This is a genomic window from Pantoea sp. RSPAM1 (assembly GCF_038816185.1).
Taxonomy (GTDB): Bacteria; Pseudomonadota; Gammaproteobacteria; order Enterobacterales; family Enterobacteriaceae; genus Pantoea; species Pantoea ananatis.
The window spans coordinates 2,864,993-2,876,565 of record NZ_CP046137.1 but is presented as its reverse complement, the minus strand read 5'-3'; the positions used below and the strand labels follow the sequence as shown (position 1 = coordinate 2,876,565).

The 11,573-nt window shown below is 57.8% G+C and carries 11 protein-coding genes; 7 read left to right on the top strand and 4 right to left on the bottom strand.

From position 1 onward, the window contains the following. Window positions 1-166: 166 nt before the first annotated feature. From GKC68_RS13955 to GKC68_RS13945, 3 genes are read left to right on the top strand one after another with little or no spacing between them, the layout of a single operon-like run. Window positions 167-997 carry a transketolase gene (locus tag GKC68_RS13955; protein WP_028722473.1) on the top strand — a complete coding sequence of 277 codons (831 nt, stop codon included), beginning with the start codon at window positions 167-169 and terminating at the stop codon, window positions 995-997. Then, entirely contained in the window at window positions 990-1,934 is a 945-nt protein-coding gene (locus tag GKC68_RS13950; protein WP_110145803.1) for a transketolase C-terminal domain-containing protein, read from the top strand. The genes GKC68_RS13955 and GKC68_RS13950 overlap by 8 nt, the downstream gene beginning before the upstream one ends. Before the next feature lie 2 nt (window positions 1,935-1,936). Continuing rightward, complete coding sequence (locus tag GKC68_RS13945; RefSeq protein ID WP_342656271.1) at window positions 1,937-3,424, top strand: FGGY family carbohydrate kinase; 1,488 nt, start codon at window positions 1,937-1,939, stop codon at window positions 3,422-3,424. Between the two features lie 48 nt (window positions 3,425-3,472). Here GKC68_RS13945 and GKC68_RS13940 read toward each other — a convergent pair whose 3' ends face one another. Both GKC68_RS13940 and GKC68_RS13935 read right to left on the bottom strand, forming a co-directional pair. Then, window positions 3,473-4,606: a mechanosensitive ion channel family protein gene (locus tag GKC68_RS13940; protein ID WP_047714395.1), complete on the bottom strand. Its 1,134-nt coding sequence runs from the start codon at window positions 4,604-4,606 to the stop codon at window positions 3,473-3,475. 97 nt (window positions 4,607-4,703) lie between these two features. Then, entirely contained in the window at window positions 4,704-5,438 is a 735-nt protein-coding gene (locus GKC68_RS13935) for a flagellar brake protein (RefSeq protein ID WP_028722477.1), read from the bottom strand. A gap of 210 nt (window positions 5,439-5,648) precedes the next feature. Between GKC68_RS13935 and GKC68_RS13930 the strand changes: the two genes are divergently transcribed. After that, on the top strand, window positions 5,649-5,897 hold the full coding sequence (locus GKC68_RS13930) for a GlsB/YeaQ/YmgE family stress response membrane protein (RefSeq protein WP_013025436.1): 249 nt from the start codon (window positions 5,649-5,651) through the stop codon (window positions 5,895-5,897). A 74-nt stretch (window positions 5,898-5,971) separates the two neighbouring features. Here GKC68_RS13930 and treA read toward each other — a convergent pair whose 3' ends face one another. Beyond that, window positions 5,972-7,657 carry an alpha,alpha-trehalase TreA gene (gene treA / locus GKC68_RS13925; protein ID WP_089527576.1) on the bottom strand — a complete coding sequence of 562 codons (1,686 nt, stop codon included), beginning with the start codon at window positions 7,655-7,657 and terminating at the stop codon, window positions 5,972-5,974. A 211-nt stretch (window positions 7,658-7,868) separates the two neighbouring features. Between treA and ghrA the strand changes: the two genes are divergently transcribed. Genes ghrA through GKC68_RS13910 form a run of 3 tightly spaced genes read left to right on the top strand, consistent with a single transcriptional unit; the run spans window position 7,869 to window position 10,182 of the window. Continuing rightward, on the top strand, window positions 7,869-8,810 hold the full coding sequence (gene ghrA, locus GKC68_RS13920; protein WP_342656270.1) for a glyoxylate/hydroxypyruvate reductase GhrA: 942 nt from the start codon (window positions 7,869-7,871) through the stop codon (window positions 8,808-8,810). A 37-nt stretch (window positions 8,811-8,847) separates the two neighbouring features. Continuing rightward, window positions 8,848-9,585: a phosphatase gene (locus GKC68_RS13915; RefSeq protein WP_047714398.1), complete on the top strand. Its 738-nt coding sequence runs from the start codon at window positions 8,848-8,850 to the stop codon at window positions 9,583-9,585. A 27-nt stretch (window positions 9,586-9,612) separates the two neighbouring features. Continuing rightward, window positions 9,613-10,182, top strand: a complete 570-nt coding sequence (locus tag GKC68_RS13910) for a molecular chaperone (RefSeq protein ID WP_047714399.1) — start codon at window positions 9,613-9,615, stop codon at window positions 10,180-10,182. Between the two features lies 1 nt (window position 10,183). On the opposite strand, the gene GKC68_RS13905 is transcribed toward GKC68_RS13910, so the two are convergent. After that, a complete protein-coding gene (locus GKC68_RS13905; protein WP_342656269.1) occupies window positions 10,184-11,545 on the bottom strand; it encodes a CoA transferase in 1,362 nt (453 codons plus the stop codon). Window positions 11,546-11,573: the final 28 nt, after the last annotated feature.

Here is an 11,573-nt window from a genome sequence, read left to right as displayed (position 1 = left end):
GTTTTGAATATAAAATCATTATTGAATATATATTCATAAAGGGAAAGAACTTTGGTCTGACAGCACATGTCAGTGTGAGACTTGCACGCATTGTCTGTCAGTACGGGGCAACAACATCCAGCCTGAATATATATTCAGTGTAGACTTAAAATTCAAAAGGTGAGCTATGAATCCTTTTATGCTTTCGGTAAATGAGCTTGAAAAACGAGCGCGGTCAGTGCGCCGCCGCATTATTCAGCTTAACGCGGGCAGCCCGGCGGGGGGGCACACCGGCGCGGACCTGTCGCAGGTTGAAATCCTGACTGCGCTCTACTTCCGCATCCTCAACTGTGCGCCCGACCGGACGGCAGATGATGAGCGTGATATCTATATCCAGTCAAAAGGGCATGCCGTGGGGGGATATTACTGTGTGCTGGCGGAAGCCGGGTATTTCCCGCTGGAGTGGCTGGCGACCTATCAACATGCTCACTCCGCTTTACCGGGGCATCCGGTGCGGCAAAAAACGCCGGGCGTAGAACTGAACACGGGCGCGCTGGGGCATGGATTGCCCGTGGCGGTGGGCATTGCGCTGGCAGCGAAGAAGAGCAACAGTAGGCGGCGTATTTTTGTCGTAACCGGCGACGGCGAGCTGGCAGAAGGCAGTAACTGGGAAGCGGCGCTGGTGGCAGCCCATTATGGGCTGGATAACCTGATTGTAATTAACGACAAAAACAAACTCCAGCTGGCGGGATCGACGCGTGACATTATGAATACCGATCCGCTGGCGGAGAAATGGCGTGCCTTTGGTCTGGCGGTGAGTGAATGCCAGGGCAATGACATGGCATCGGTAGTCAACGCACTCGAACAGCCGCCGGTAAGCGGCAAACCGCGGGTGATTATCGCCCATACGGAAAAGGGGTTTGGTATCTCCTTTATCCAGGGCAAAGCGGAATGGCACCACCGTGTGCCCAAGGGTGAAGAAATCGACCGGGCACTGGAGGAGTTAAAAGATGAGTAAGGCACAACATCTGGCAGAGGTCATGGTAGAAGCATTGATGGCGGCGGTCGATCGCGGTATTGATGTGGTTCCGGTGGTGGCTGACTCCACCTCAACCGCTAAAATCGCGCCGTTTATTAAGGCGTTTCCCGGGCGGTTAATTAACGTGGGGATCGCCGAGCAGGCGCTGGTGGGCACGGCTGCCGGGCTGGCGCTGGGCGGAAAAGTGGCCGTAACCTGTAACGCCGCACCCTTTCTGATCTCCCGTGCTAACGAGCAGGTGAAAATCGACGTCTGTTATAACAATACTAACGTTAAGCTGTTTGGGCTGAATGCCGGAGCCAGCTACGGCCCGCTCGCCAGCACGCACCATAGCATTGACGACATCGCCATCCTGCGCGGATTTGGCAATATTGAAATCTACGCGCCTTCCTGTCCCGTTGAGTGCCGCCAAATCATTGACTATGCCCTTGATCATGAGGGGCCGGTTTATATTCGGCTGGATGGCAAAGCATTGCCGCAGTTGCATGACGACGAATACCGCTTTACACCCGGGGCGATCGACCTGCTGCGTGAAGGCCACGACATTGCGCTTGTTGCCATGGGCTCAACGGTGCATGAGGCCGTTACCGCCGCAGAGCAGCTGGAAAAGCAGGGGGTTTCCGCCGCGGTAATCGCCGTGCCTTCTCTTCGTCCCTGTAACACTCAACAACTGCATAATCTGCTGAGTCACTACCGTAGCGTCATCACGGTTGAAGAGCACAACATCAATGGTGGCGTAGGCAGCCTGGTGGCGGAGGTTCTGGCCGAGAACGGCTTGCCGGTTAAGCTGTTGCGTCTGGGCATTGCGGATGGCGAGTACGCCATCGCCGGCGATCGCGCCTCCACCCGGGCCTGTCATGGCATTGACGCCAGCAGCGTGGCGGCTCAGGCGCTGCGCCTTTGCACAGGAGGCTGACGATGCGCGAGTCCGTGATTCTGGCTATTGATGAAGGCACCACCAACGCCAAAGCGGTCGCCGTAAATCGTCAGGGAAAAGTGGTGGCGCGGGGCAGTCATGGCCTGACGCTGCAGCATCCGCAACCCGGTCTGGCCGAGCAGGCACCCATGGCCATCTGGCTGGCCGTCAGGCAGGCGATAACCGACTGTCTTGCCCAGTGCGCCGACGCACCGGTCGCGGCGGTTGCGATCAGCAATCAGCGTGAATCGGTTTTGATATGGCAGCGCCGGGACGGCATGCCGCTCACCCCGCTGGTGAGCTGGCAGGACCGCCGTTCGGAATCGTTTTGCCGCGATCTTCATCTGTCTGGACAGGCCGGGAAGATTACGGCGCTGACCGGGCTGGCGGTCGATCCTATGTTTCCTGCTGCCAAGCTGACCGGCATGCTGGCGTCGCTGCCTGACGGCTTTGCCAGAGCGGCGGCGGGTGAGTTATGTATTGGCACGGTGGACAGCTGGCTGACCTGGCAACTGACGGCAGGGGAGTGCTTCGTCACCGACCATGCCAATGCGGCACGCACGCAGCTTTACAGTCTGCACACCAATGACTGGGATGATGAACTGCTGACGCTGTTCAGCCTGCCGCGCGCCGCGCTGTCGCAGATTACCGCCTCAGCGGGTTGTGCGGGCGTGGTTGCCTTAACCGATATTGCCGGTCTGGCACCTGGCACCCCAATTTTGGCGCGCATTGGCGATTCCCATGCGGCGCTGTATGCCCAGCGCCGCGACGAGGCGGAAGTGGTCAAGGCAACCTATGGCACGGGTTCCTCGCTGATGATGTCGATGGCAACGCCGATCCTGACCGACAATGGCCTCAGCACCACCGTGGCGTGGCACGACGGTCAACCGCGCTTTGCGTTTGAAGGCAATATTACCCACACCGGTTCAGGTGCGGCCTGGCTGGGAAAAATGCTCGGCGTCACCGATCCCCAGCAGCTGACGGCAATGGCCGAAAGCTGTGATGACAATCAGGGCTGCTATTTTGTCCCGGCCCTGTCCGGGCTGGGCGCGCCCTGGTGGGATTTAAAAGCCCGCGGCATGCTGTGCGGCCTGACCGATGCAGCCACCCCGGCGGTGCTGGCGCGGGTCGCGCTGGAGTCGATTACCTGGCAAATTGCTGACGTCTTTTTCGCCATGGAACAGGCAAGCGGCGACACATTGCCTGCGCTGTGCGTTGACGGCAGTGCGACACAAAATCGCTGGCTGATGCAGTTTCAGGCGGACGTCCTGCAGCGCCCGCTGCATTGCGCGCCTACCGCTGAAGCTTCCGCGCTGGGGGCGGCACTGCTGGCAGGTAAACAGCTGGGATGGTGGCAGCAGGGGAGTGATATGCAGGCTCTTCAGGGCGGCAACGTCGTGATGCCGCGCAGGCAGCTGGCGCAGAAAATGCAGGACAGCTATCAGGGCTGGCTGAATGCCGTTGCCCGCTGTCGCTATCAGCCCGGGTAAGGGCGGAGGATCGGGCAACGTGCCGCGATCCTCCATTCGTCCTGGCGCTTAACGATTCGCGCGGCGTAGCTGGGCCGCGTCGTCATCGGGAACCGGCTTAAGATCGACCGGCGGCAAACTGCCCCCGCTGAATTCGACCTGACGGATCGGGAAGGCAAAGCGTATATTGCGTTCTTCCAGTGCCGCCATCAGCTGCAGGTTAATCTCCTGTTGAATATCCATGTACTGGTTGTAGTCGGCGCTCAACACAAAATAGACGACCTCAAACGTCAGCTTTGAATCATCGAAGGCAAGAAAATGGGCGCGGTCAAAGCGGGTCATCTCGATGCCCTGAATGATGGTTTTCACCTGTTCACTTATCTCGCGTACCTGCTCAGAAGGGGTGGCATAGCTGATACCAAACCTGAACACGATACGGCGTTGCTGCATACGTTTGTAGTTGTGGATCGTTTGCTGTAGCAGAATGGTGTTGGAACAGACGATCTGTTCGCCACTCAGGCTGCGCAGGCGGGTCGTTTTCAGGCCGATATGTTCGATGGTCCCCGCGATGTCGCCGAAGACAATAAAATCACCGTGTTCGAAAGGCTTATCAAAGCCAATCGCCAGTGAGGCAAACACATCACTCAGCACCGTCTGAATGGCGAGGGCGATGGCAATACCGCCCACGCCCAGGCTGGCAACCAGCGCCGTAATGTCGATGCCCATGTTCGATAAAATGGCCAGCAGCATCATGACCCACACCAGCACGCGCAGCAAAATGCCCATAATCACCGTGGTGACAGGATTGCGCACATGCTGCGGATCGCGCAGCAGGCTCTTTAACCACAGGCGGATGCCGCCGTCGATCCACAGCGTAATCTGCACAATCAGGGCCAGGAACCAGCTGTGCGAGATCGTCGCGCGCCAGGCGTCAGGGAGATCGACAAAGCGCAGGGCGATAAGAAAGGAAAAAATCAGCAGCAGGAGCTGGCTGGTGCTGCGCAAGATCTCGACCAGAATACCGGTAAACCGGACGTAGCGAACTTCGCTGTAGTGGGCAATGCGGTTAGAGGTAAAACGAATCAGGCTGCGCAGCAGCCAGTAAATGATAAGGGTAGCGACGATAACAATAGCGCTGTTGATCCAGAGTGTTTGATTGAAAAAAATTGACTGAAAATGACGCGAACTGAGCCAGTTTTCCATTGGGGAGATTCTCCTTGCTGGTTCCGGTTAAACGTGAAAGCAAGGGAAAGCATAGCCTGGATGCGCCGCCGATGCGCGGCGCAGGATGAAGGGCGGATTACTGAAAGCGTTGTGCTTTGTCGCGCGCCTGGCGCTCTAAGGCAAAAATAATCTGCTGCAGCTGCCGCTCCTGATGGGGCTCAAGTGCGGTAAAACGGAAGCTCAGGCGAGGCGTCACTTTCGTCTCATTTTTATTGGTGATAATGCTGCGTTCGCCAATGTGCATAAGCTTAGCGCTGACGTTGAACTGGCCAAACTCCCCCAGTTCGACCTGCAGGCTGTTGAAATCGTCCCCGCTTTTCAGCCCTTCCGGCATCGCCTCGTCCACCAGAACACCAATCCCGCCCAGGGAGAGATCCTGTAAACGCAGGCGCGCGGCTGTGCCGTCAGGCCACTGGCAATGGCACCAGAACTGCGGCTCCATAGGGGCGCTGATGCGGAAAAATTCCCGACGCTGAATTTGCCACAGTAGGTCTGGCAGGGCGGCCTGGAAAGCAGGTAACCCCTCAAAGTCGGTTTTTTCCAGTGCCCCAAGGGCAAATTCGATTTTGGCACCGTGGGTTTCGGCGAAGACCGTGATTTCATTGCAGTGCAGCGCGTAGTCGTTATCGAGGTTATTACTTCCCAGATCAAAGACAATACGCGTTTCATCGGCAGCCAGCATACGGCTAATAAACTGTCCACGCGAAAAATTCACCAGCAAAGGTGTTTGTAACTGAAGCAGGTCTTTCATCACGCCAAGCACGGCCAGCGTGCCGCGTTTCAGATACTGTTCTTTATCGGTTTCTTTCACTTGCTGGCTCCAGATGAGCAACGTTTTTTCATGTAATTATCCTGTTACTACCCGTTCGTTATCGGCGCACAATAATAAAGCTTTAACACAATAACCACTATCATTACCTGCGTGCGCTACATTTTGAAAAAACGTGACTATACTTTGCGTAGTGAACCGCTTGATTAATCAGGCGATCGCCATTGACTAACCAAAAGGAAGGAGTAACGGATGGGTATTATTTCATGGATCATCTTTGGTTTAATCGCCGGTATCCTGGCGAAATGGATCATGCCAGGTAAAGATGGTGGTGGTTTCATCATTACCGTGATTCTGGGTATTATCGGTGCCGTAGTCGGTGGTTGGATCAGTACCTTCTTCGGCTTTGGCCGTGTGGACGGGTTCAACTTCGGTAGCTTCGTTGTCGCGGTCATCGGTGCGCTTGTCGTGCTGTTTATCTACCGCAAAGTACGCAGTTAACGCAGAACACGATGTAAAAAAAGGGGCCCGCAGGTGACTGCGGGCCCCTTTTGCTATTGGCGATGACCTTGCCGTTATTGTGCGCTGCTCTGCGCCTCGGGAATATCGTGCGCGCTGTTACAGGTTTTCTCTTTCGGGCAATATTTATCCAGCAGCTTTAGCGTCACGCCGTTGGTCCAGCCGAAGCCGTCCTGCAGCGGGTATTCACCGCCGCCACCGCCGCCCAGGTTCGCACCTTCCACCACATATTTTTCGACCAGCTTATGCTCCTTGTCGTAGGTCAACTGTACGTTACGCAGGAAACGTAAGCCCACCTGCTGCGCCAGTTGAGGTTTCTTGTAGTGCTCCAGGCCTTCTACCGCGACCCACTGCAGCGGTGCCCAGCCGTTAGGCGCGTCCCACTGTTGACCATTGTTCACCGTTGTGGTCACCAGGCCGCCCGGTTTGAGCAGCTGTTTTTCCACCGCGCTGGCGGTGCTGTCAGCCTGTTTGTCGCTGGCAATCTGCATATAGAGCGGAAACAGCGTGGCAGCGGTGAGCTGCGGATGGATCTGGCGTTTCTTCCAGTCATAATCCGCGTACCACCCCTGCTTGCTGTCCCACAGGTAACGGTTAACCGCCGCCTGACGTTTTTCTGCCCGGTCTGCAAAGACCTTTGCCCGATCGTCCTGTTTGTTCAGGCGATAGGCGGTAGACAGGGTTTTTTCCAGGTGGAACATCAGGCTGTTCAGATCCACCGGTGCCAGTTGGGTGGTACGGATGGTAGCCAGGTTATGAGCGTCGGTGAACCAGCGCGAACTGAAGTCCCAGCCCGAGGCGGCTCCGGCACGCAGCTCGCGGTACATCTCGGCCTTGTTACGTTGCGGCGCTTTACTGGCCGTCGTAATATCATCCATCCAGGATTCGGTACGCGGCACGTCGCGCGCATCCCAGTAGCGATTCAGCAACGTCCCGTCGGCCAGCTTGATCACCCGTTTGCTGGCACTGCCCGCCGCGACGCTGTCGCTGTCTGCCATCCAGTAGTCGTATTCTTTTTGCAGCTGCGGCAAATAGCGGGTATAGGCTTTGTCGCCGTCATGGGTTGCCAGCAGATCGACCATCAGGCTAAAGAACGGCGGCTGTGACCGGCTCAGGTAGTAGGTGCGGTTACCATTAGGAATGTGGCCGTAGCGATCCAGCAGGGAAGCAAAGTTATCAACCATGTCCTGGACTTTGTCCCAATGGCCGCTCTCTGCCAGCCCCAACATGGTGAAATAGCTGTCCCAGTAATAAACCTCACGGAAACGTCCGCCCGGCACGACATAAGGCTTAGGCAGCGGCAGCAGCGAGTCGTATTTTCCCACACTGTTGGTGGTGCGGGTTAACACCGGCCACAGGCCGTTAATATGGTCGCGCAGGTTCTGGCCTGCCGGCGGCACATATTTATCGCCGTCGCGAGGCAGGGTAAAATTCGCTGCAACAAACCTTTTTAAATCAAAGCCGCGCTGATTTTTTTGCATCTGCCAGTCGGCAAGAATTGACGAAGGATCGTACTTTGGTACTGCGTCGGCAAACGTTTTTTGATCGGGGTAAAATTTCGCCTGTTGCACGGCATTAAATAATGGCCCTAAGAGGACATCCGGCGGCTGCGGTGGATTGTTCAGTAATCGGGATTCCTCTGCCGCCCAGCTGTTGAATACGCTGGCGCTCAGCAACAGGCTGAGCAGGATGGGGGCATGGCGTTGAGGCCGTTTTTTCGTTTTTACCTCAGTGTTCATCATCGGTGTTTCTCCTTGTCCGAAATGCGGCCCTGTGTAACGCATTGACCACCCAACAACTTTAGACCTTAACCACAATTTTCACCCTTAAGTGCGGCGGAAATGTGAAGCGGCATGAATTATTTATTTGCGGTATGTTAGAAAAAAGGCATTTTTCAGGGCTTCGCTTGCCCTTGTGCACGTTTACCCGAGGCGGGAATAAAAGGAGAGCAGTATGGAGATTGTATGGTTTCATCCGTCGCAGAGCGCCACGGACTGGATACATGGCCTGCAGCAGCGTTTGCCCCAGGCCCGCGTGCGCGCGTGGGCACCGGGCGACAACGCGCCCGCAGACTATGCGCTGGTGCGTTCGCCACCGCCTGACATGCTTCGTGGCCGCCACGCGTTAAAAGGCGTATTTGCACTGGGCGCAGGCGTGGATGAAATCCTGCGGCAGCTGGCGCAGCACCCGGATATGCTCACGGACAACGTTCCGCTCTATCGTCTGAAAGACACCGGCATGGCACAGCAGATGCAGGAATATGCGCTGTGCCGCGTCCTGGGCTGGTTCCGACGCTTCGATGACTATCTTCAGCAGCAGCAGTCGGCCCAGTGGCAGCCGCTGCCTTCTTACCCGCGCGAAACCTTTCACATCGGCATTTTAGGTGCAGGCGTACTCGGGCAGCAGGTTGCCGAAACGCTCAGGGCGCGGGGATTTCCGGTGCGCGTCTGGAGCCGTTCTCCGAAGCAGATCCCCGGCATAACCAGCTTCGCTGGCGCGGCGGCGCTGAATGACTTCCTGCGCGAAACCCGGGTGCTGATTAACCTGCTGCCCAGCACGCCCGAAACGCGCAATCTGATTGATCATAAACTGTTGCAGCAGTTGCCGCAGGAGGCTTTTTTCCTTAACCTCGCCCGTGGCGATCAGGTCGTGGAAGCTGATTTACTCGCTGCCCTTGATCGCGGACAGTTAAAGGGGGCCGCGCTGGATGTGTTTCAGACTGAACCGCTGCCTGCCGATCATCCCTTATGGTTCCATCCGCGCGTAACAATTACCCCTCACAATGCGGCGGTTACCCTGAAAGAAGAGGCGATGGACTTTATTGCCCACGCTATCGGGCAGCTCGAAAGGGGTGAACATCCTCAGGGCCTCGTCGATCGTCAGCGCGGCTATTAATCACTGATGCCTTAACCGGCCTTTGCAGGAGCAGACAATGTATCCGGTAGATCTTCACATGCACACGGTTGCCAGTACCCACGCTTACAGCACGCTGCACGATTATGTGGCGCAGGCAAAACTGAACGGCCTCAAGCTGTTTGCTATCACCGACCACGGTCCGGACATGGCCGATGCACCGCATTACTGGCACTTCGTTAATATGCGCATCTGGCCACGGATCATTGATGGCGTGGCGATTCTGCGCGGTATCGAGGCCAATATTAAAAACCAGCAGGGCGAGATTGACTGCTCAGGGCCCATGCTGGAGTCGCTGGATCTCATTGTGGCGGGCTTTCACGAAGCGGTTTATGCGCCGCGCGATCTGACACAGAATACCGAGGCGATGATTGCCGCCATGGCGGGCGGGCTGGTTCACATCATCAGCCATCCCGGCAACCCGAAGTATCCCGTGGATATTCCGGCGATTACCGAAGCCGCCGCGCACTACGATGTGGCGCTGGAGCTGAATAACTCCTCCTTTACCCATTCCCGTCCGGGCAGTGAGCCTAACTGTCGGGCGATCGCGGAAGCGGTCGGCAACGCGGGCGGGCGGCTGGCCTTCGGCTCCGATTCCCACACCGCTTTCACTCTTGGTAACTTTGAGCACTGCCTGCGCATCGCCAGAGAAGTGGATTTTCCCGAGGATCGCGTGTTAAATGTCACGCCGCGCCGCCTGCTCGATTTTCTGGAACTGCGCACGGGCAAACCCATCGCCGAGCTGGCGGTCTTTTAATTTACCTCCCGTAAGGAATGTTGACGCATGAATGAGTTTTCCATTCTGTGCCGTATTATTGGCTCGCTGTTTAACCGCCATCCGCAGGATGCGCTGCTGGCCCCGCTGTTTACGCTGATTCGTGAAGGTAAACTGGCGGCCCAGTGGCCGCTGGAGCAGGATGAGCTGTTAACCCGCCTGCAGCAAAACAGCGATCCGCAGGCGCTGGCGGCAGACTATGATGCGCTGTTTGTCGGCAGTGACTGCAAGGTATCGCCGTTTGCGTCACGCTGGCCGGAAGGAAAGCCGGAAGCTGATATTCGTGCCTTCCTGACCGCGCGCGGTATGCCGCTGGGCGAGGCGCCTGCCGACCATTTCGGTGGGCTGCTGCTGGCGGCATCCTGGCTGGAAGATCAGTCTGCGGCGGATGAAAGCGCCGCGCAGCTGGCGCTGTTTGACCTGTACCTGATGCCGTGGTGCGGCACGTTTCTCGGCAAAGTTGAAGCCCATGCCAACACGGCGTTTTATCGAACGCTGGCAATCCTGAGCCGTGAGGCGATTCAGGCCATGTATGATGAGCTGGTGGAAAGCGCCAGCGAGCAGGGCGACGACGCCTGAATCACCAGTGCGCCGGATGGCTGCCGGGCGGGTTGCCGGGCGTAGCGCACTGCAGCGCAGTGCCAGGCAACCAGGCGGCGGATCGTAACCGGACGCCAATCCCCCACGGCGTAAGCTCAGTGCAGGGCTGGTTGTCGCAGAGCCGTGGCGTAATGCCAGTCTGCTGTTCGTTCAACCCATAACGGTGTTGCTCAAGCAGCCAGGCGGTACGCGCCAGCGACAGCCGCGTCTGATTGCCGCAGCCGTGCTGCAGGCGCTGACGCAATCCTGCCAGAACCGCTGCGGCCATCAGGTAGCCAGTGGCATGATCCAGCGCCTGTACCGGAAGCGGTACCGGCGCATCATGCTGCTTCCATCGCATTCCCTGTTCGGCAATCCCGCAACTCATCTGCACCAGACTGTCGAAACCGCGCCGGTTGCGCCACGGTCCCTGCCAGCCCCAGGCATTTAAACTGACGTCGACCAGACCGGGGCTCAGGGCCTGCAGCGATGCCGCATCAAATCCCAGCTTTTCCAGTGCGTCGGCGCGGTAGCCGTGCACCATCACATCGGCCTGTTTCAGTAACCAGATAAACTGGGCGCGGTCGGCTGGCTGTGTTAAATCCAGCACGGCACGACGTTTGCCGCAGGCAAGTTCTTCGTCCACACCGGGTTCCTGCCAGCCGGGCGGATCGATCCGTAAAACGTTTGCCCCCAGGCTGGCCAGAAAGCGCGTCGCCACCGGGCCTGCAATGATACGGGTCAGATCCAAAACCTTGATGCCAAGTAACGGACGCGCCGCGGGCAACGCCCACGTGACCGCCGGGCCGTCGGTCAGGGTTTGTCGCGCGAAGAGCGGTTCATGTATGACGGCCATCCCCTGTGGATGCTGCTGCCATGCCTCGGCACTGCGCATCTCTGCCGCGCAGCCGCCTGCCTCAATCACCGCCTGTTCCAGCTCCGTGGCTTGCCATTGCGCTACTTCCCGTGCCAGTGCCGCGCGGTCTGGGTGACGGCCAAGCACGCGTTCCATTGCCAGCCGATGGTGCGGAGCATTGGTGTGCAGGCGGATCCAGCCGTTGCGGCAGGCATAATCGCCGGCAAAGGGATCCCACAGCGCGGGCGCAGCGCGATTAAGCGGCATAAAACTGTGTTGAAACCAGCGTGAGGCCAGTCGGACGTTAACCTGCGGACGGGCAGGGCGATTAAGCAGGTCGGCCACGCCCTGCATCGCCAGACCCAGGCTGGTGGCCGCCAGTTCACTGACGGCATAGGCGGAGGAAAAGGCTGCGTGGTCGGTGAAAACGGGCAGCCTGCGTGGCGCATGATTGCCGTGCAATCCCTGCCACATCTGCTGCCAGAGTGCGTTAGCCAGATGATTCATGCAACAGGCTCCTGATGAGGACAATGCC